At 40.7% G+C, this 21,229-nt stretch carries 17 protein-coding genes and 1 pseudogene; 17 read left to right on the top strand and 1 reads right to left on the bottom strand.

Annotated elements, in window-relative coordinates; genetic code table 11:
• From G4V62_RS10480 to G4V62_RS10440, 9 genes are all read left to right on the top strand, one after another.
• A partial coding sequence (locus G4V62_RS10480; protein ID WP_165201951.1) for an S-layer homology domain-containing protein occupies window positions 1-322 on the top strand: 322 nt, incomplete at its 5' end.
• Between the two features lie 223 nt (window positions 323-545).
• Window positions 546-2,030, top strand: a complete 1,485-nt coding sequence (locus tag G4V62_RS10475) for a S41 family peptidase (protein WP_165201949.1) — start codon at window positions 546-548, stop codon at window positions 2,028-2,030.
• A 134-nt stretch (window positions 2,031-2,164) separates the two neighbouring features.
• Window positions 2,165-3,358, top strand: a complete 1,194-nt coding sequence (locus G4V62_RS10470; RefSeq protein ID WP_165201947.1) for a PDZ domain-containing protein — start codon at window positions 2,165-2,167, stop codon at window positions 3,356-3,358.
• A gap of 415 nt (window positions 3,359-3,773) precedes the next feature.
• On the top strand, window positions 3,774-4,868 hold the full coding sequence (locus G4V62_RS10465; RefSeq protein WP_165201946.1) for a hypothetical protein: 1,095 nt from the start codon (window positions 3,774-3,776) through the stop codon (window positions 4,866-4,868).
• A complete protein-coding gene (locus tag G4V62_RS10460; RefSeq protein WP_165201944.1) occupies window positions 4,861-6,564 on the top strand; it encodes a protein-tyrosine phosphatase family protein in 1,704 nt (567 codons plus the stop codon). Before G4V62_RS10465 ends, G4V62_RS10460 begins: the two co-directional genes overlap by 8 nt.
• 115 nt (window positions 6,565-6,679) lie before the next feature.
• Complete coding sequence (locus G4V62_RS10455; protein ID WP_165201942.1) at window positions 6,680-7,444, top strand: nucleotidyl cyclase domain-containing protein; 765 nt, start codon at window positions 6,680-6,682, stop codon at window positions 7,442-7,444.
• Between the two features lie 5 nt (window positions 7,445-7,449).
• Complete coding sequence (locus G4V62_RS10450) at window positions 7,450-7,620, top strand: response regulator transcription factor (protein ID WP_165201940.1); 171 nt, start codon at window positions 7,450-7,452, stop codon at window positions 7,618-7,620.
• A 128-nt stretch (window positions 7,621-7,748) separates the two neighbouring features.
• On the top strand, window positions 7,749-8,663 hold the full coding sequence (locus tag G4V62_RS10445) for a HEAT repeat domain-containing protein (RefSeq protein WP_165201937.1): 915 nt from the start codon (window positions 7,749-7,751) through the stop codon (window positions 8,661-8,663).
• The gene (locus G4V62_RS10440) at window positions 8,660-10,114 is read left to right on the top strand and encodes a glycosyltransferase family 2 protein (protein ID WP_246218379.1); all 1,455 of its coding nucleotides are present in this window, start codon (window positions 8,660-8,662) and stop codon (window positions 10,112-10,114) included. The genes G4V62_RS10445 and G4V62_RS10440 overlap by 4 nt, the downstream gene beginning before the upstream one ends.
• Window positions 10,115-10,212: 98 nt before the next feature.
• Here the strand turns inward: G4V62_RS10440 and G4V62_RS10435 are convergent.
• Window positions 10,213-10,491, bottom strand: a pseudogene (locus G4V62_RS10435) (transposase); the annotation flags it as partial.
• 291 nt (window positions 10,492-10,782) lie between these two features.
• Between G4V62_RS10435 and G4V62_RS10430 the strand changes: the two are divergent.
• The 8 genes from G4V62_RS10430 to G4V62_RS10395 all read left to right on the top strand — a co-directional run bounded on the left by G4V62_RS10430 (window position 10,783) and on the right by G4V62_RS10395 (window position 20,993).
• On the top strand, window positions 10,783-12,081 hold the full coding sequence (locus tag G4V62_RS10430) for an ABC transporter substrate-binding protein (RefSeq protein WP_165201935.1): 1,299 nt from the start codon (window positions 10,783-10,785) through the stop codon (window positions 12,079-12,081).
• A gap of 91 nt (window positions 12,082-12,172) precedes the next feature.
• On the top strand, window positions 12,173-13,045 hold the full coding sequence (locus G4V62_RS10425; protein ID WP_165201933.1) for a carbohydrate ABC transporter permease: 873 nt from the start codon (window positions 12,173-12,175) through the stop codon (window positions 13,043-13,045).
• A complete protein-coding gene (locus G4V62_RS10420; protein WP_165201931.1) occupies window positions 13,035-13,913 on the top strand; it encodes a carbohydrate ABC transporter permease in 879 nt (292 codons plus the stop codon). Before G4V62_RS10425 ends, G4V62_RS10420 begins: the two co-directional genes overlap by 11 nt.
• Window positions 13,914-14,375: 462 nt before the next feature.
• Window positions 14,376-16,352: an excinuclease ABC subunit UvrB gene (gene uvrB / locus G4V62_RS10415; protein ID WP_165201929.1), complete on the top strand. Its 1,977-nt coding sequence runs from the start codon at window positions 14,376-14,378 to the stop codon at window positions 16,350-16,352.
• 5 nt (window positions 16,353-16,357) lie between these two features.
• Window positions 16,358-19,222 carry an excinuclease ABC subunit UvrA gene (gene uvrA, locus G4V62_RS10410; protein WP_165201927.1) on the top strand — a complete coding sequence of 955 codons (2,865 nt, stop codon included), beginning with the start codon at window positions 16,358-16,360 and terminating at the stop codon, window positions 19,220-19,222.
• Window positions 19,223-19,354: 132 nt separating this feature from the next.
• Entirely contained in the window at window positions 19,355-20,503 is a 1,149-nt protein-coding gene (locus G4V62_RS10405; RefSeq protein ID WP_165201925.1) for a DUF4097 family beta strand repeat-containing protein, read from the top strand.
• Window positions 20,500-20,658: a hypothetical protein gene (locus tag G4V62_RS10400; RefSeq protein WP_165201923.1), complete on the top strand. Its 159-nt coding sequence runs from the start codon at window positions 20,500-20,502 to the stop codon at window positions 20,656-20,658. Before G4V62_RS10405 ends, G4V62_RS10400 begins: the two co-directional genes overlap by 4 nt.
• Window positions 20,634-20,993, top strand: coding sequence for a phage holin family protein (locus G4V62_RS10395; RefSeq protein ID WP_165201921.1), 360 nt, complete (start codon window positions 20,634-20,636; stop codon window positions 20,991-20,993). Before G4V62_RS10400 ends, G4V62_RS10395 begins: the two co-directional genes overlap by 25 nt.
• Window positions 20,994-21,229 lie beyond the last annotated feature (236 nt).

The raw sequence follows: 21,229 nt of genomic DNA, 5'->3' as shown, positions 1-21,229 counted from the left end.
TGCTAAAGATCTAGGTATCGTTCAAGGAACGGGCGACAACCGCTTTAACCCGAATGCGCACATCGCTCGTCAAGACTTATTCACAATGACGGCTCGCGCATTAACAGCATTAGATAAACTACCGGCGAATGCCGCAAAAAATACGCTAGAGGGCTATGAGGACGTCTCCTCCATTGCGAGCTATGCGAAAGACGGCATAAGTCAGCTAGAGAAAACAGGCTTAGTTCAAGGTAACGAAAACCAATTAAAGCCACTTGACGAAGCTACACGAGCTGAAACAGCTGTAATGATTGATCGTATTTTACAATTCTATGTAAAATAATATTTAATGAGGCCTGTCGATTCTTCTCTTGAGAAGATCAATCGACAGGCTTTTACTGTATTCAAATCATTAGCAGAAATTTATTGTTACAATCATTTTTAATAACTTTCTTGTATACCTATAATTTGATATGATTGATTTACTGTGAATTTACAATATTGTTCTTATGAAGAGCGTGAGATGAACAAGTGAATGTCGTTATGATTTGAAAAGGAGGTTGATCATGAAGATCAAAACAACCGCCGCTGTTGCTCTAATGGTACTTTGTCTTTTTCTAGGTGCTGGTGGCACGTATTTTGCGATGAATGATACTTTACAGGAGCAGTCTGAGGCGTATAAAGAGCTTGTGATGAAATCGGAGTCCTTACTGCCTGGAAATGAAAAAAAAGCGAAAGAACAGACAGAGCAATTTGATAAATTAAAACAGATCTATAACGCCATTCAATCTGTCTATTTAGAAGATGTCTCCCAAGAAGCGCTAATGGATGGGGCCATCCAAGGGATGGTAGGCTCTCTCGACGATGAGTTTACAACATATATGAATGCCGAAGCTTCTGAGCAATTAATGCAATCCCTGGAATCCTCATTTGAAGGCATTGGTGCAGAAATAAGTAAGCGTGACGGCAAGATTGTGATCATATCTCCTCTCAAAGGTTCGCCTGCTGAGAAAGAAGGTCTTCGTCCAAATGATAAGATCCTTTCGGCTGACGGAGAATCTTTAGATGGCTATACAACACATGAAGCAATGAATAAAATTCGGGGCGAAAAAGGTACGGTCGTTACACTTGAAGTGTTACGCGGAACTTCCTCTGAGCCAGTGGAAGTTGAAGTGACGAGAGATACAATACCGTTGGAGACGGTTTATTCAAGCGTAGAAGAGGTAGACGGACAGACCATTGGGATTATTGAAATGACATCTTTCTCTGAAGAGACTGCTGCTGATTTTACTAATCAGTTGGAGGAGCTTGAAGCAAAAGGTATTGATGGGCTCGTCATTGATGTCAGGGGAAACCCAGGAGGCTATTTAAATAGTGTAGAGGATATTGCTAATGAACTGTTTCCAAATGATGAACCGTTCTTACAGCAGGAGGATGGAGAAGGTAACAAAACACCCATTTTTACAGAGAATGAAGCGAAAAAGCCATACCCTATCGTCGGTGTGATTGACCGTGGAAGTGCTTCAGCGTCAGAAATTCTCGCGGCTTCTTTAAAAGAAAACGGTGGATATGATGTTGTTGGAGAAACCTCCTTCGGAAAAGGGACGGTCCAGCAGGTCATCCCACTTGATGACGGTAGCAGTCTCAAAATTAGTTTTCTAAAATGGCTCACACCAAATGGCAATTGGATTCATGAAAAAGGGGTAGAGCCTACGATTCCAAAGCAACAGCCAGATTATTACTACACATACCCGCTTGCCATTGATGAGCCAATTGCCCCAGACACGACAGGGCCTAATGTGGAGAGTGCACAGCTGATGCTTAAAGGACTTGGTTTTAACCCTGGTCGAACCGATGGGTATTTTTCGAGTGAAACAGAAAAGGCTTTGAGCTCATTTCAAGAAGCGAATGGACTCGAAGTAACTGGTCAATTAACGAAGGAAACGGGCGACGTTCTTCAAGGAGAGCTCATCGAGCATATTAACTCTCAAGAAGATGATCAGCAATTACAAAAAGCCATTGACACTGTTGCAGAGCAAGCGGCTTCCTAAAAGAAAAGATCCAGGGATGAGGAGCTGACCAATGACAGCTCCTCTTTTTTCTCAAACGATGTTTTTGGCAGCATGATGATAAACAACGTTGAAAACGAAACGAATAATGTTGCAGAGAGGGGAGGCCAACATAGTTGGAAATCATTATACAATTGCTGCAAGCTATAGGACGCTTTTTTATGCAGCCACTCGTTTATATCTTAATCGTGGCTGCTATAGTAAACGGATGGCGTCGTATTCATCGAGAGAGAAAAATGTTTCACACGAGAATACAAGATCACGTATCTGAACTTATTCAGCTCGTTTGGCCAGCTTTTCTTGTCGGTCTAGGTTTAAGTGTTGTGTTATATATTTTTCCTGCACATCTTCCTGTTGATTTGCTCTGGGTGATTACTGGTATAGGAGCTGTCTTGGCTTTAACTGGCTCGTTACAATTTATTTCCGGTGGGATATGGCTTGGAGCGCTATTACTGCTCCTAGGGACTTTTCCATTATATGCTGATTTTCTTCCTCCTGCGGTTGTTTCCTGGGTTGAACCGTTGTCAACACGATCAACGATCTTAGGGTTAACATTGATTCTGGCATTCGTTTTGGTGGCTGAGTGTATGCTGCTTTTATGGAAGCGATATTTGAAGGTGACACCGTCGGTACATATGAGTAAAAGAGGTCAATGGATAGGGCGGCAGTCTGTGAATGTGTTGTGGCTCGTACCGCTATTGATCATTGTTCCGGTATCTGAGGGAGGGGTGATGGCGACCAATCTTTGGCCAAGCTTTGCTGCGCCATGGTTGCCTGAAGGGTATGTAACATTCGTTTTCTTTCCTTTCCCAGTCGCTTTTAAACAGCAATATCAAGGAAAAGCCGCTCGTACTGGTGTGGCTCAGTCTTTGAGAAAGCTTGGTTTGCTCACTGGATTCGTCGTCTTGCTTGCTGGCCTTGCTCAATTCTACTTCCCGTTTTTTTGGCTTTGTGCGGTTGCGGTGGTGGGAGGTCGTCTTTTCATATCTTTTTATGAAGCACGGAAAGATCGTGAACTCGCACCTTATTTTAGTATGCGAACAGAAGGTGTCGTCGTACTTGCAATCCTTCCGAATAGCCCAGCGGCAGCAATGGGAATTAAAACTGGAGAATTGATTCAAAAAGTCAATGGTCTTTCCGTTGGCAATGCTCAAGAGCTGTATGATGCTTTGCAAGTGAATCGGACGTTTACAAAAATTCAAGTACTTGATGGACGGGGGGAACCTCGTTTCGTCCAAAAATCATTTTATGAAACTGACCATCATGCCCTTGGTCTTGTTCTTTTACCAGATAAACCACCAAATTCATAAACCAAGGCTAACATACTATCACATCCGAACAGTCCATCCCTGTTGGTTAGACATGTTGACCAATGGGGGCAGTTTTTTAAATCACCAAATTGGAACTCGAGAACTAAATAAGGAAGTAATAATATCATTACTTGCGAATCGGTTTTGTTTGGGAACGCGACCGATTGATGCAACCAATATTTTTCCACTGAAAAAGAAGTTGTCATACCGGAATGTTAACATTAATTAACTCAATTGATTCAACTAAATATAAGTCAAAAGACTCACCTTGTGTTATAATAGTCATGACATTAGGTTGTTATCATTATTCTTTATTTTATTAAGAGATCTAGTCAATGAACACTAAAATTTTTATTAATTTAAATAATTTTGTTAAAAAAACATTAGGTTTATTGAACGTTCAGGAGTGAATGATGTGAAGCGCTTATTTGTAATATTCGCTATTCTGTTTATTATCTTTTTACCAAGAATCATATGGATGGTTAAAGAAGAGACCCCCTTAGATATATTTGTCGTTGATAAAACTGTTCCAAAAACAGATTATCGTGAACATAATGGACTGTTTATGATTCTAGAAAACAAAAAAATTATCCACGACAGTGGTTCTTTCAGAGGACAAAATTATGACTTAGGCCGTGATTACTTTGGCTATGACCCATACGACCAAGAAGAATCTCATAAACTTCCTGAATCCAATCTAGACTTGATTTACATAACCGATACATATGGTGTGTATCAAAATGATTTAGAAGAAAAACCTGACGGACAGCGTTCAAGTTATATTTATGGCGGTGTGGATTTAACGGAGTGGAATATGATCATTGGGCATAAAGCGGAGAATACCACTTTAATTGCAGAATTCAATTCATTTGCTACGCCTACTGAAGAAGTAACGAGTGACATTATGCAAAAAAACTTAGGTGTTCAATGGAATGGGTGGACTGGGCGTTATTTTATTGATTTAAGTAGCGATGAAGTGCCACCTTGGTTGATAGCAAATTATGAAAAGCAATATGATGATAATTGGACGTTTGCGGGAGAAGGGATTGCTTTTGTGCATACATCCGATCGGGTCGTTGTGTTGAATGATAAAGAACACGACGGAAAAGTAACATTTGAATTCAATGAAAAAGGCCAAGAAAAATTTCCAAAAGCAGAGGATTCTTACTATATGTATTGGTTTGACATTGTTCAGCCTAATGAAGGTAGTGCCATATTAGCAAATTACTCCTTGAATATATCTGAGAAAGGTAAAGCTTTACTGAAAGAGAACAGTATTCCCTCGACTTTTCCTGCCATTGTTTATCAAGAACATGAAAATACGTACTATTTTGCGGGAGATTATGCAGATTATCCAAATAAAGCATTGACCAAATGGGCTGGTTTAAACGATGTTTTGAAGTTTTTTGCGAATGGATATAACCAATTCTATTGGTGGACATATGTACCGATGATGAATGAAATTATTGACACAATTGTAAAAGAAAAAAAGGATGAACAAATTGGATAATCAACAAAAAAACTACTCTTTTTTAAAATTCTTCTTATGGTTTACCTTTTTAAGTACACTAGGTGTCGGAGGCGGTATCTTTTTCCTTTTATATGTTGTTGTACCCATTGAGCAAACCTATGAGAATCAAAATTGGTCTCAATTTAGAATCGACAATGTGATGAAATATTATGTGATAGGTTGGGTTGTCTTCGGTTTTATTGCTTCTTTTGTCTATTATTTTTTCATTGTCAAAAAAAGAAAGTGGAAAACAGCTTGGGCACTTGCTGGTGCGACAGTATTTCTTTGCGCTTTTGCAATGTATTATTTCTTAAACACTGGTACGGCTATTGTCCAAGCGTCACAAGGAGAAGTGGAAGAAGGGGAACGGATTACGTTTGGCCCTTACCCCGAAGGCGACGATTTTGAGAGATTAAAAGAAGAAGGATACGACGGAGTCATTACTTTACTTAGCCCACTTGTACCAATAGAGAACCCTTTATTAGAAAAGGAAAAAACAAGTGGAGAAAAAGCCGGTATGCCGGTTCACTCTTTTCCCATGCTGCCATGGGTAGGGGATAATACCCACTCAATTGAACAAATAAAAAAATTGGTAGAGGAAAATGAAGACAAAAGGTATTATGTCCATTGTTATTTAGGGAAGCATCGTGTAGATATCGTGAAACAGGCTGTTGGAGAAGTCGTCGGAGACCAATACGAATTGAAGTTTTTATTACCAGGTTATATGGAAAGAGGTAACGTTTATCAGTTACCCGAGCATTCAGCGATTGTCGGGCCATTTCCGACAGATGAAGAGTGGTTTACAAGAGTAAAACGTTCTCAAGTAAAAGAATCGATTTCTTTAATGGCACCCTCTAGAAGTGATTGGCTTGAAAAAGAGAAGGCACAGACAGAAGAATTGAATATAAAATTTACTTCAATGCCAATCAGTGAGGAAGTCACCATTAATGAAATTAAAAAAGTAGCAAACTATATTAAAAGTGTCGAACATAAAGTATATGTTCATGATTTTATTACACCAACACCGATGGAAATGCTTGAAGCTTATTTAAGTTGGGATAAAACATTAGGGAGTCTATCTGATTTAGAGCTTGAAAGTGGTGCTTATCGGCAAATTGGCCAAAAAGCGATCATTGGCTATTCACCAACTGCACATGATAAACAAGTGCTTGCTTCAAAAGGAATTGAACAATTTATTAACGTCAATACCCCCTCAGTCAATGAATTGTACAGTATTATTGCCAATACAAAAGAGCAGCAGCAACTAACGTATTTTGTTGTGAACGATGAGGGGATGATGAACAAATTAGAAAAAATAGCAACAGGCATTTTATACGGTTCCATGGATCATGGTGAGGCTTTTAACTTTACATTAGCAAATGGCTCAACAATCCCTTATGATCGTAACATTATCATTGGGCCAAAATTAGTTGAAGAAGAGTTTCAATCCTTTGCTCAAGCGAATGGTGTTGCACACTTAATTTTTGTCTATTCAATGAGTACATCTGATGAACAACAAATTCAGAAGTTGAAGGAATTATCAGCCCAACATGACATTCCTTTCACATTGATCTCAATGCAAGAAGCCTACGAGGAAGAACTATTTGCTGCATTAGAAAAAGATAATGGGTTACATTACATTATGACAGAAGTTGATTTAGTAGACTATGTACATGAGTATATTGAAGACTTTTGATTGCAAATAGAAGAGCCTCAAGCAGTTGGTGTTGAGTCCTTGCTCCATTTCATATATTTGTTACATTAGGAATTGTTGGACGTATAGACGTGTATAACGAAAGTTGGTGACGTAGATGCAACACACATCGATTGCTTTTATAAAAAATAGTAAAGAAAATCAGATGCTTGACGTTTCTCTATTAAACACAATTTTTAAACTTCAATTAGCAAATAATGTTCGGTCTAAAGCGACATTTTCATTTGTTTTTTTAGCAATTCACCCGAGTAGTAAAATTTATGAACAAGTAGAACTGAATGCTATTACTGAACAAGACATAGCTAAACAGTTTAGTGGTTTTTTAGTAGAGCAAATGAGGGAATCTGATTTAGTTTTTGATTTTCCAGAAGAAAATCAGTGGCTCGTTTTATTGACAAATTCAGGAGAAAAAGAGGCAAGTTTCTTTTTAAAGAGGATTGTCCAACAACTTGATACTTTAGGGATAAATGAAGATTCAGACCCGCTCTATGGTCTTGCTACGGGTGTTGCAGAAATCGCAAGTCATCAATATGAATTAGATGAGATATTAACTGGAGGAGAAAGTGCTCTAAAGAACTCAATGATGTTAGAACCTTGTCAAACAGAGTACATTCAAACTTTTAAAGAACGAGATGCACAAGATGTAAAAGTGAGTATTATAGAAGAAGATGCAATGATCTCGTCTATTTTACGAAACCTCTTAGAACGTTGTGTCATTCAAGGCGCAAATTTAATGATTCGGTCTTTTCAAGATGGGTATGAGTATTTGCAATCGGATTGGTATCGATCGAGTCATGAACATCTTGTCATTATGAATGATATTTTACCTAAAAAAATGGAATTGAAGTTTTACATGAGTTGAGGCAGATGCCAAATCATCAAAAATATATTATTTTTATGATGTCCAAACGTAAAACAGAGGAAGATCTTATTTATATTTATGAAAACGGGGTAGATGAAATTATCGAAAAACCATTTAACGTTCGTTTGTTTGAAGCTAAAGTGAAAAAAGTATTAAAAAGGTTGCGATTACAATAGAACCTATCATATATGGGATTATTATTACGATTATCATCTTAATTGTTATGTTGCTAGTCACCCTCCTCTATTTGATCATGCGTCATTATTTAGAAAGTCGATATAAAAGACGGTTACATGAGCATATTTTGCAAAGAGAAGGTCAATGGTATGAATATCTCATTGAAGGAAAATCGGTACCAGCAACACTTCTGCCAAATAATGAGTTCGAACGAGATGCTGCAGATCTTGTACTCACTCGCTATGCGCACAATATTGCTAGTGAGGATGTAACGAAGCGAATTATCCAATTTACAAATACCTATTTAGAAGATTATTATCGAAAGCGATTAAGAAGCCGTAGGCGGAGTGTTCATATAAACGCCTTGCATAAAATAATGGATTTTCAAATGAAATTCCTCTTAAACGACGTATATCAATCACTGGAAAGAAAAATCAAATACACGCCAGAGCAATATTTACTAATGTATAAGGTCATTTCATTGTTTGATCAGAAAAGGTTTGTTCACTATTTACTTCATCCAAACTTTCGCTTAGGTGAACATGAATATCGTTACTTACTTATAGAGTTGCAGACTGCGCAAATCACTACTTTATTAAAACGATTTAATGATCTACCACAAAATTTTCAGTATGTGTTTATCGATTTACTTGGTGTTCAACATTATCTTCAACATATTTCGTTTTTGGAAGGCTTATTAGATGATGAAGATGTTGAGATTCGAGTAAGGTCATTAAAAGCCATTGCCAATATAGGTTATCCTTCTTCTGTTGAACGCTATAAACCTTTTGTTCACTCGGGAAATTGGGTTGAACGATTAATGGCGGCCAAATTACTTGTACACCTTTCAGAGGAGCATACTTTAGAGTTGTTAACAGAACTATTGGAAGATTCTTCTTGGGAAGTAAGGTCTCAAGCGGCATCATCATTAAAAGAAACTCGTGACGGTATTCAACGGTTGAAACAATTTATGTCGACGAGTGAAGATGAGTATGCGAAACATATGGTCAAAGACGTACTTGGAAGAGAGGCGCTCGTATGACATTGTATATGATTAGTTCAGCGCTTTTTAAATTTTTTGCTTACATCATACTTTTCTATATGATCGTCGTTATTCTTGTGTATGGTTTAATGTTAATCATTGCGATTTTTCGTATAAAAAAAGAAGTTCACTTAGATAAATATGTCGTTGATAATAAAAACTTAGCTTACATATACTCAAAACCTGTATCTGTACTTGTCCCCGCATATAATGAAGAAATTGGTGTTGTAAACAGTGTACACTCTCTTTTAGCTTTAACGTATCCACAATACGAAATCATTGTCATTGATGATGGGTCGACAGATGGAACAAAGGAAACAATGATAGAATTATTTCAAATGAGAGAAGTTCCTAAATCCATCCGTGTTCAAATAAAATGCGAACCAATTTTAGGTGTGTATCAGTCAGAAATACACCCCAACTTATTATTCATTGAGAAAGTCAATGGAGGAAAAGCAGATGCTTTAAATGCTGGCATTAATGTTTCAAAGTACCCTTATTTTTGTTCCATTGATGGTGATTCCCTCTTAGACCGTACGTCTTTGTTGCGTGTAATGGAGCCCATCGTCTCATCGAACGATGAGGTCATTGCCGCTGGTGGGAGTGTTCGAATTGCCAATGGTTTTAGTGTTGAATTGGGACAAGTTGTAAATCGTCATTTATCGCCAAACACGCTTATTGCAATGCAAGTATTGGAATATATGAGAGCTTTCTTAATGGGAAGAATTGCACTAAGTCGTTTCAACTTAATGTTAATTATATCCGGTGCTTTTAGTGTATTCTCTAAGAAGTGGGTTATTTTTGCAGGCGGTTATTCGACAAAAACTGTGGGAGAAGATATGGAGTTAGTCGTACGATTGCATAGAGTTTCACGGAAAGAGAAGAAGAAGAAAAGAATTGTCTTTATTCCAGATCCGATTTGTTGGACGGAAGCACCAGAAACATTGAAAGATTTAAGGCAACAAAGAAGACGTTGGCATCAAGGATTAACTGAAAGTTTATGGAGACATAGAGGAATGACATTAAATCCACGTTATGGATATTTGGGGATGATTTCCTTTCCTTACTTTTGGATAATCGAATTTTTAGGGCCCATTATTGAGTTAGGAGGCTATTTGTTTTTGCTTATCTCCTTGTTAATGGGAGACGTTTATTATTTGTTTGCCGCCTTGCTCGCACTTTTATTTCTACTTTATGCTTCTGTATTTTCTATGATGTCTGTTGTATTTGAAGCGTGGAGCCAAAAATCGTATCCTTCAGTTTCCGATACTCTCCGCCTGTTCTTAATAGCGTTTACCGAAGTTTTTTGGTTTCGTCCAATCAGTTTAATTTGGCGTTTTGAAGGGATTCTCTCTGCCATATTAAGACGGAAAGAGTGGGGGAAGATGGAACGTAAAGGTTTTATTCAAAATGACATGAGTCAATCTGAACAAAAGCAAAATCATTTCTAACAGTAATACAGGTGAGTGCGGCAAACGAGATCGTGGGATTCGTTTGTCGTGTTTTTTTCACTAGCGTCGCATAAATATGTTCCGAATATTCCGTCTGTGTTTTCCGATCGATTTTGCGTGGTGCCAATGACGACCATTTCATCGGACAACACGTCAGAGTCGTCCGGCAATTTGAAGTGTTCGAGTGACCGAACGACCGCATTTTTCCGCAGGCGAGATATAAAGAAATAGCCCTCATCCGTCATGCAGTCGACCCGTTCGTAATCCAAGTATCTTCGGTCGCACACATACATGCATTCCTTGTCATCGACGAGCACTTCCAACTGGCCGCGATCATGTTCTTTGGCATTCGTCAAGACCGCCTGATCACCTAAAGATTATTCGGAATTTGTCATCAGAAATTGTGGAAGCAAAAAGAGCAAACGATGTGAATAACGGTGAAAAGCCTAATGCTTTTCAGTACAACAACTAGCATTCATCAACATGCAGGCTAGTTGTATAGGTGATATTAATAGCAGAAGAGTGACGTGGTGCGTTTCATGTTTAAGTTTAAAAGAATATGTTTGTTGCTTCAGCCATATATATTGTAAGCGTTGTCAAAAACTTAGGACCTGTGCTATGATTTTTAAATGAAGCGCTTATATTTCAATCGGAGAGGAGCACTTTTTGTGACGACAAGTCATTGGCTCATACGGCTCGGTTGTGTGATTACGTTATGTCTCATCATTTCAGGGTGCGAATCATCAGATTATTCAAATTATACTGATGATAAAGTGAAGCATATTACAATTACTGCATGGGGAAATCCGGCAGAGCTCGAAGTTTATCAAAGGGCAATTGATGAATTTAATGATCTTGAAGAAGAAATAGAGGTCACACTTGTACCTTCACCTTCAAGCACATACGATCAATCGTTAATTACGAGGTTACAAGGCGGTCAGGCTCCAGATGCATTTTATATTAGCGACAGTCAAGTTGGTTTCTTAGTGAACAATGATACGCTACTACCTTTAAGTGACTTTATGGATAGTAATGAAAGCTACGTGAAAGAGTCAGATTTTCCAGACTCTGTCTGGGGGCCTGCGAAGAAGGGAGATACGATTTACGCGATCCCGCCTGATTCAAATCCAAATCTCATTTATTACAACAAAGGTTTGTTTAAAGAGCTTGGCATCCCTACCCCCCAGGAGTTTTATGACAATGGGGATTGGACGTGGGATACATTTGAAGATATTGCTGCCGAGTTTAAAAGAGCAGGTAAATATGCTTTTGTACAAGATGGCGGTTCCTCAGGTATTTATAACTGGGTCTGGTCAAATGGTGGGCGAATGTTTAACGATGAAGGCGATGTTGTGATTGATCAAGACGCTAAAACAAAAGAAGCTTTTATGTTTATGAGGCACTTAATTGATGAGGAATACTCAATTTTTGCCGGGTCACTTCCACAAGGACAAGGGCAAGAAGCGTTATTCCTTTCAAAGCAAGTGGCGATGCTTGGTGCCGGGCGTTGGCTGACACCAATGTTTCTCGATGCGGACAATTTAGAGTTTGATTATATTCCTTGGCCGACGAATGGAGATGTGAAAGCGAAGCCTCTGATTTCAATTGCATATGTCGGGGTGAACAAAAATACGAAGCACCCAGAAGCGACGAAAAAATTTGTGAGTTTTTATACTTCTGTACGAGGACAGGAAGTGCGTCTTGCGGATAATGGAAATGCGATTCCTGCTGTCAATTCGTTGGAAGATATTGTCGAAGGATCACCCCCGGAACATTCCGAATACCTGATTGAAGGTCTGAACAAAGGAAAAGTGTTGGAGGACGAAGCGCGTATCCCGAGTTTAACAGTCGAGCTCACTGATATTTATGAGCTAATGTTTATCCAAGAGAGAAGTGTTGAGGCTACGTTAAGGGACGCTGCTGAAATGGCGAGATTTATGAAAAATGCACAAGAAGAAGCATTATAAGCCTACAGTTGCATAAACAAGCACTAAAGCATAAGGAATTAGAAATTCGTCTTGGAAGAGTTCTTACTACTCTCATACGAGGAGGAGCCTTATGAATAACAAATCACGAAAAAAGTGGGGCTATATCCTTATTGCGCCTCAGCTTATCGGTTTACTTGTTTTCTCTTTATTGCCTTTACTTTTTGCCTTTGGATTGAGTCTGACGCAGTGGAATGGATTCGGTTCGCCGGTGTTTATCGGGATTGAAAACTTTATTCTACAATTTCAAAACCCGGCGTTTAATACTGCGCTCATTAATACGTTTTATTACTCCGTCCTTTATATCCCCATTAGCATCATCTTGGCATTACTCGTCGCTTTAGCATTAAACAATATTAAAGGAAAAGAGTTGTACAGGTTTTTCTTTTTTGCGCCAGTTGTTACGAGCTCTGTTTCAATTTCCGTCATATGGATGTGGATATATAATGCAGATCTCGGTATTATTAATCAGTTTCTTGCCAACTTCGGTATTGAAGGACCGCGCTGGATTTCGAGTACGACGTGGGTTATTCCTTCCATCGCCATTTTAAGCATTTGGTGGCAGCTTGGCTATAATATGGTGATTTTTCTAGCAGGTCTAAAAGGGATTTCTCAGACATATTATGAAGCGGCAGAAATGGACGGGGCTACTCCATTTCGAAAGTTTTGGTCAATTACATTGCCTCTTCTCTCACCAACGACGTTCTTCGTTGCTATTATGAGTGTAATTACGTCCTTCCAAGTGTTTGACCAGGCATTTGTTATGACGAATGGCGGTCCGGGAAAAGCAAGCTACACTCTCGTCTATCACGTGTACGATTCAGCTTTTCGAAAATTTGATTTTGGTGCAAGCGCGTCAGCTGCAGTCATCTTGTTTGCCTTTATTCTCATCTTTACGCTAATTCAGTTCTTCGGCTCGAGAAAGTGGGTGCACTATGAAGGCTAAAGTAGGAACAGTGCATGAGCAGACAAGAGCGAATCCACGAACAATAGCGAAAAGCTATCCTAAGCTACTGCTTCATCTTGTCTTGATCGTCGCTTCACTATTTATGGTTGGGCCGTTTCTTTGGATGGTGCTTAGCTCGTTTAAAACGTTTGAAGAAATTGTTGCCGTCCCACCAACTTTAATTCCAGAAACATTTATTTGGGAGAATTTCATCAATTCTTTACAAGCCATGCCATTTGGAAAAGCTTACTTTAACTCGTTTTATATTGCGCTGATTGTCGTTGGCAGTCAATTACTTACGGCTTCAATGGCAGCGTATGCGTTTGCAAAAATCCGCTTTCCAGGTCGGGAGTTTCTCTTTATTCTCTTTCTCTCGACGATGATGGTTCCGATGCAGGTCACGCTGATTCCCTTATATTTAATTATGGAATGGCTCGGCTGGCTGAATACACATGCGTCTGTGATTGTTCCGAATGCCATTTTTAATGCATTTGGTGTCTTTCTACTTCGTCAGTTCATTAAAGGTATTCCAGACGATGTTGAAGAGGCAGCAGTTATAGATGGTGCAAACCCTTTACGGATTTATTGGCACGTTATACTGCCTCTCGTACGACCGGCTTTAGCGGCCTTCGGAATCTTTGCGTTTATACAGATTTACAATAACTTTATCCAGCCTTTAGTCTTTTTGTCTTCTCCTGAATTGTTCACCGTCCCATTACTGCTCGATTATTTTAAAGGGCTGTACGCTGCGGATTGGGCACTTCTTATGGCAGGAACGACAATCTCTGTCATTCCCGTTTTGGTCATTTACGTCGTTGCTCAGCGTCAAATTATTGAAGGAATCGCATTAACAGGAAGTAAAGGGTAGGCTACTGCTTTGCTCCTCGTCCGCTGGGTCTTATGAATGAAAGTTCTATCCGTGTGTGTTCGCTTTTCTTCGTAAGTCGTGACAAGCGGTTAAGCTGGGCTGTTTGTGAGGTGTTCATTTTCCTCGAAAAAAAAGAGTGTAAACAAAACGAAGAAAGACTTTGTCTACACTCTACGCTGCGGGCATCGTGTGCTGGCAGCTTTTTTTAATGAATCAAATAGGAGTGAAATTGAACTAATGACATGGGGGGACTTGACCAATGTCTTTCTTAGGCAAGGAGAGGGCTCTGTTTTAGCTTACGCAAATAAGGGCATTATATTGTTGGAAAGAGGAAGTCTTTTCCTCTATGGAAAGACCGTTTGTGTGGCAATGAATATACGAATGTCCGTTCGATTTTTGCGTGACTTTAACCGGAAATGTGATACAATTACTTACGAATGATATGTAAGGGAGGGAAATACAATGGAACAGCTTCAAGTTGTATCAAAGTATAGTCCAGAGGGAGATCAGCCGAAGGCCATTGAACAGCTCTCAAACGGAATTTTGCAAGGGGAGCGTCACCAGACTTTGCTAGGAGCGACGGGAACAGGGAAAACGTTTACGATGTCGAATGTCATCCAGCAAGTGAATAAGCCAACGCTCGTTATCGCGCATAATAAGACTTTGGCGGGCCAGCTTTACAGCGAGTTCAAAGAGTATTTCCCTAATAATGCGGTTGAATATTTTGTCAGCTATTATGATTATTACCAACCGGAAGCATATGTGCCTCAAACGGATACATTCATTGAAAAAGATGCAAGTATAAATGATGAAATTGATAAATTACGACATTCGGCAACGAGTGCTTTGTTTGAACGCCGGGACGTTATTATCGTTGCGAGTGTGTCGTGTATTTATGGACTCGGTTCACCAGAAGAATATAAAGAGATGGTTTGCTCTCTTCGTGTCGGCCAAACCATTGAACGGGATCAACTCCTTCGCCGGTTTGTTGACATTCAATATCACCGTAACGATATTGATTTTCAAAGGGGGACGTTTCGTGTCCGGGGTGACGTCGTTGAGGTATTTCCTGCCTCAAGAGATGAGCATTGTCTCCGTGTAGAATTCTTTGGCGATGAAATTGATCGGATCCGCGAGGTCGATGCTCTGACTGGCGAAATCATTGGTGAGCGCGAGCACGTCGCTATTTTCCCCGCTTCTCACTTCGTCACTCGGGAAGAAAAGATGAAATTAGCAATCGAACGAATTGAGGCAGAGCTTAAAGAGCAGCTGCACAAGTTGAATGAGGAAGGCAAGCTTCTTGAAGCCCAGCGCCTTGAGCAGCGCACCAATTATGACCTTGAAATGATGCGCGAAATGGGCTTTTGTTCTGGCATTGAGAACTACTCACGTCATTTAACGTTGCGTGAGGCAGGGTCCACCCCGTATACATTACTCGATTATTTTCCAGAGGATTTTCTCATCATGATCGATGAGTCACATGTGACGTTACCCCAAGTCCGCGGCATGTTTAATGGAGACCGGGCAAGGAAGCAAGTGCTCGTCGACCACGGCTTTCGACTGCCTTCTGCGTTGGATAACAGGCCTCTCCAATTTTCCGAGTTTGAGCAAAAAGCAAACCAGCTCGTATATGTATCTGCCACGCCTGGATCGTATGAATATGAGCATTCACCAGGGGTTATTGAACAAATCATCCGTCCGACCGGTTTGTTAGATCCGACGGTATCTGTGCGCCAAATTGAAGGTCAAATTGACGATTTGCTATCAGAAATTAGGCAGAGAGTGGAACAGAATGAGCGGGTACTCATTACGACGCTGACGAAAAAAATGTCAGAAGATCTAACCGATTATTTAAAAGAAGTCGGTGTACAAGTTTCCTATCTTCATTCGGAGATCAAAACGTTAGAAAGAATTGAGATCATCCGTGATCTTCGTGCTGGCAAATATGATGTGCTCGTTGGGATTAACTTACTTAGGGAGGGGCTTGATATCCCAGAAGTATCCCTCGTCGCGATTCTCGATGCAGATAAACAAGGCTTTCTTCGCTCGGAGCGCTCATTGATTCAGACGATGGGGAGAGCTGCGCGGAATGCAAATGGTCACGTTATTATGTATGCTGATACGATCACAGAAGCGATGTCGGTCGCAATAGAAGAAACAAAACGCAGGCGTGAAATTCAAGAAGAATACAATAAGGTTCATGGGATTACACCACAAACCATTAAAAAAGACATTCGCGGTCTCATTCAAGCGACGTCGGTAGCGGAGGAAGAGACAACATACTTTGCTGACAAGGAAGCAAATCAATTGTCAAAGAAAGAAAAAGACAAGCTAATTACGCAACTTGAAACAGAAATGAAAGAAGCAGCGAAGGCCCTTGATTTTGAAAAAGCAGCTCAGTTAAGGGATGCCGTCCTCGAATTGAAAGCGGAAGGATGAAAAGAATGGCAACTGATAAGATCGTAATTCAAGGTGCACGCGCCCACAATTTGAAAAATCTAAATGTCACAATTCCGAGAGATCAGCTCGTTGTAATGACCGGTTTATCCGGATCGGGAAAATCTTCTCTTGCTTTTGATACGATATATGCAGAGGGACAACGCCGGTACGTCGAATCATTATCCGCGTACGCTCGGCAGTTCTTAGGACAAATGGATAAGCCCGACGTCGACTCTATTGAGGGGTTATCTCCAGCAATTTCAATTGACCAAAAAACGACGAGCAGAAATCCGCGTTCCACAGTCGGAACAGTCACTGAAATCTATGATTACCTGCGCTTATTATTTGCCCGTATTGGGAAGCCTGTTTGTCCAAAGCATGGGGCAGAAATAACGTCACAAACGATTGAGCAGATGGTCGATCGAATGCTGAGCTACGAAGAACGGACGAAGATGCAAATCCTTGCGCCCGTCGTTTCTGGTCGAAAGGGTACGCATGTCAAAACACTTGAAGACATAAAAAAGCAAGGCTACGTCCGTGTTCGTGTAGATAAAGAGCTACGTGACATTAATGATGATATTCAGCTCGAAAAAAATAAGAAGCATGATATCGAAGTTGTCGTTGACCGCGTTGTTATTAAAGAAGGGGTCGCTTCAAGACTGGCAGATTCATTAGAAACGGCACTTCGTTTAGGCGAAGGGCAGGTCATGATCGATGTCATCGATGGCGAGGAGCTCCTCTTTAGTGAAAATCACGCCTGCCCGATCTGTGGTTTTTCTGTAGGAGAGCTTGAGCCACGTCTTTTTTCATTTAATTCTCCTTTTGGTGCTTGTCCGTCTTGTGACGGTCTTGGACAAAAGCTCGAGGTCGACGTAGATCTCATCATTCCAGATCGTTCGTTAAGTTTGAAAGAGCACGCGATCAGTGTATGGGAGCCGACGAGTTCACAATACTATCCTGAGCTTTTAAAGAGTGTTTGTGATCATTATGGAATTCCAATGGATGCACCGGTAAAAGAGCTTTCCGAAAAAGAAATGGACATATTATTAAATGGAAGCGGCAAAGAAAAAATCTATTTTCGTTATGAAAATGACTTTGGACGTGTGCGTGAGCAATACATCCAATTTGAAGGCGTGCTAAAAAATGTAGAACGGCGATACCGTGAAACGAGCTCTGATTATGTACGCGAGCAAATGGAAAAATATATGTCCCAAAAGGCGTGTCCAACTTGTAAGGGGCATCGTCTTAAAAAAGAAGCATTAGCGGTAAAAATAAATGAAAAACATATCGGAGAAATTACCAAGTTATCAGTAAATGATGGTTATGCATGGGTTGAGCAGCTCGATTTAACGGAAAAAGAATTGCGGATTGGTCAGCTTATTCTTCGTGAAATCAAAGAGCGTCTCAGTTTTCTCGTCAATGTTGGACTAGACTACTTATCGCTCAGTCGATCCGCGGGGACATTATCTGGTGGTGAGGCGCAGCGGATTCGTTTGGCGACGCAAATCGGGTCGAGGCTATCAGGGGTCCTATACATTCTTGACGAGCCGTCGATAGGCTTGCATCAACGGGACAATGATCGTTTAATAGCAACCTTAAAATCGATGAGGGATTTAGGGAATACACTGATTGTCGTAGAACACGATGAAGATACGATGCTCGCTGCAGATCACTTAATCGATATTGGCCCAGGGGCGGGGGTGCATGGCGGAGAAATCATCACGAGTGGTAGTCCTGAAGATGTCATGAAAGCGTCAAACTCCTTGACGGGACAATATTTATCAGGCAAAAAGTTTATTCCTGTGCCAGCAAGGCGTCGAGCGCTTACTGAGCGTGCCATTACGGTCAAAGGCGCGTCGGAGAACAACTTAAAAAATGTAAAGGCGTCATTCCCGCTCGGTCTGTTTATTTGCGTCACAGGGGTCAGTGGTTCGGGTAAAAGTACGCTCGTCAATGAAGTTCTCTATAAAAACATAGCGCAAAAGCTGCATCGAAGCAAAGTGAAGCCAGGGGCATTTACAACGATGGAAGGACTGGAAGAGCTTGACAAGGTCATCGATATCGATCAGTCGCCAATTGGCAGAACGCCTCGTTCCAACCCGGCGACGTATACAGGCGTGTTTGATGATATCCGTGACGTGTTTGCGTCTACAAACGAAGCTAAAGTGCGAGGATATAAAAAGGGACGATTTAGTTTTAATGTCAAGGGTGGGCGTTGTGAAGCTTGCCGGGGCGATGGGATTATTAAAATTGAAATGCACTTTTTGCCAGACGTTTACGTCCCTTGTGAAGTGTGTCGGGGGCAAAGGTATAATCGGGAAACGCTCGACGTGCAATATAAAGGAAAAAACATTGCCGATGTCTTAGCTATGACCGTCGATGATGCGTTGGAATTCTTTAGTAACATCCCGAAAATTAAGCGGAAACTACAGACAATTGCGGATGTAGGTCTTGGCTATATTACGCTAGGACAGCCAGCGACGACGCTGTCTGGTGGAGAAGCACAGCGGGTGAAGTTAGCTTCTGAGCTACACCGCCGTTCGACAGGACGTTCTCTCTATATATTAGATGAGCCGACGACAGGTCTTCATGTGGATGATATATCACGGTTACTGTCTGTACTACAAAGGCTCGCTGATAATGGAGATACGGTGCTCGTCATCGAACATAATTTAGATGTCATCAAAACAGCCGACCATATTATTGATCTTGGACCAGAAGGCGGGGATGGGGGTGGCACGATCGTGGCGACAGGAACCCCTGAGGACATTGCCCAAGTAACAGCTTCTCATACAGGAAAATATTTAGGTCCTATTCTTGAACGTGATCAAAAGCGGATGATGGAGCAATTAGCGGAGGCGACTTTTTAACAGCTTCGATGATCGCTCGGTCTAGAGACGGATGCGGCCAACAATCATTCCATTATACGATAAACGTATCAACGGCGTTTTGCAGTAGACGGACGTCTATGAGAATTGGTGATGAACAGGAGAGTGGTTCTGTTGAGTACGACGCAGCGTAAGGAGATCCTCCAAAGAGTGAAGGAGGGTAAATTAACGATTGATGAAGCTCTAATCTTGTTAGAAGCCGAAGAAGAAAATCCTTCAAATACAGTTGAAAAACCGCTTAAACAAGAGTCTTCAGCTGAAAAACAGCCACAACCGGAACAAGAGTATGGGTTATCGACAAATGTCCATTTAGTAGATGACGATGAGACGGGGAATAAGACCGATAAAGAGTCTATCCGTAAGGCAAAATGGTCTGATTTTATCGGCGGAGCAATTGATAAAATTCGCCGAGCCGACCTTGATTTAAACTTTGGACATTTTGAAGAAGTACATCATACGTATCTATTTCAAGATGCCCATGTGAAGAAAGCCGACCTTTATTTATATAATGGAGATATTGAAATTGTTGCGGCGGATGTACCAGAAATTCGTTTGGAATGTTATGCTAAAGTGTATCAAGTCGAATATAAAGAACAAGCGAAACGTCACTTCTTGCAGAAGGCATTTACAGAATTTAATGATGAGACGTTTAAGTTTCGTCTTGAAGAAAAGACAATTAAAGCCGAGTGCAAGCTTGTCATTCCTTTTCAACAGATGGAACAGTTTGATTGTGAAATGTTTAATGGCTCTTTTAACGGGAATGGTATGGTTAGCAAACGTGGTGAGCTGAAGAACACAAACGGATCGATTACGTTGGAGAGCGTGCGGATGGAAGAGCTTGAAGTAGAAACCGTCAATGGTCATGTTCATGTAGAAGGTTCTGTAAACGAAGCAGAGTTAGAAACTGTTAATGGCACTATTTTAAGTCGAGGCATTTTTCGTAAGCTGACTGCTTCAAGCTTCCATGGTAGTGTCTCTGCCGCTCTAGACAGTGATGCTGAGCTATTGAAGCTGAATACAACAAGTGGAAGTATCGACGTCAGACTTCCGGAAAATACAAATGTCCATGGACAATTGGCGTCAACCTTTGGCGATTTAAAAGTCACCCTGCCCGATGTTCGTGTTACGAAAGACGTACGAGAAGTTGTTAAGAAGCGTTATGTATTTGAAAAAGGGGATGTGGATAGCCCTATGCTTCTCGTAGCTACGGCGAAAACGGGAGGGATTACGGTTCATATGAAGGACAAGGAGAGATATATGTGAGTTGTCGTATGTATGGAGGCGTGATGAAGCAAGAACGTCTCCATCATCATTCTCTACGAGATACAGGCGGCATTTTTCAGCTGCTACAGTCGTGTAAGCTAAGTCAAAATTGTAAGTGGGGGTTACCTTTATGGGCTGGATTATCCAATGGTTAATTAATGCGTTGTTGCTTATGGCATTGTCCAGTTATTTTGACGGAATTTTGATCAGCAGTGTAGGTGCTGCGTTTCTTGCCAGCTTTATTTTGGCAGTATTAAACGTCATTATTAAGCCAATTCTCATTATATTAACTTTACCAGTCACCATTATTACCCTCGGCTTATTTCTGTTTGTGATTAATGCCATTACGCTTTATTTGACGGCTCAGCTAATGGGAGATTCCTTCTTGCTGGACGGCTTTTTCACTGCGGTTATTGCCTCTGTATTAATTTCAGTTGCCAATTTAGTCATTCAAAACTTTATCTTAGATCGTCTTCGTGAGCGGCGTTAGCATGCTTTCGAATTGACATGAAATACATGCGGTTGACGATGTACTAAACAAAAAGCTTATTTATGCGACTCGCACTCCTCATTTCGTAGGAGTGTTTTTTGTTTTGAGAAGAGGAATGCTACTCATGCGATTCATGATGAGTTAAAAGAGGTTCATGAAATCAATATTTGACAGCTTTGTAGATATCGGACTGGCTAAATTGCTACACTAGGGTGCCCATGCTACAATAAGGTGAT

Origin of the sequence: Litoribacterium kuwaitense, assembly GCF_011058155.1 — a bacterium.
GTDB classification, from domain to species: domain Bacteria; phylum Bacillota; class Bacilli; order Bacillales; family DSM-28697; genus Litoribacterium; species Litoribacterium kuwaitense.
Note: the sequence above shows the minus strand (reverse complement) of the source record. Positions and strands in the feature narration are given on the sequence as shown.

Excerpts from the sequence above, each read along its gene's own strand:
- G4V62_RS10475 (WP_165201949.1), top strand. The coding sequence starts at position 546 with ATGAAGATCAAAACAACCGCCGCTGTTGCTCTAATGGTACTTTGTCTT.
- G4V62_RS10455 (WP_165201942.1), top strand. The coding sequence starts at position 6,680 with ATGCAACACACATCGATTGCTTTTATAAAAAATAGTAAAGAAAATCAG.
- G4V62_RS10450 (WP_165201940.1), top strand. The coding sequence starts at position 7,450 with ATGCCAAATCATCAAAAATATATTATTTTTATGATGTCCAAACGTAAA.
- G4V62_RS10440 (WP_246218379.1), top strand. The coding sequence starts at position 8,660 with ATGACATTGTATATGATTAGTTCAGCGCTTTTTAAATTTTTTGCTTAC.
- G4V62_RS10425 (WP_165201933.1), top strand. The coding sequence starts at position 12,173 with ATGAATAACAAATCACGAAAAAAGTGGGGCTATATCCTTATTGCGCCT.
- G4V62_RS10420 (WP_165201931.1), top strand. The coding sequence starts at position 13,035 with ATGAAGGCTAAAGTAGGAACAGTGCATGAGCAGACAAGAGCGAATCCA.
- uvrB (WP_165201929.1), top strand. The coding sequence starts at position 14,376 with ATGGAACAGCTTCAAGTTGTATCAAAGTATAGTCCAGAGGGAGATCAG.
- uvrA (WP_165201927.1), top strand. The coding sequence starts at position 16,358 with ATGGCAACTGATAAGATCGTAATTCAAGGTGCACGCGCCCACAATTTG.
- G4V62_RS10395 (WP_165201921.1), top strand. The coding sequence starts at position 20,634 with ATGGGCTGGATTATCCAATGGTTAATTAATGCGTTGTTGCTTATGGCA.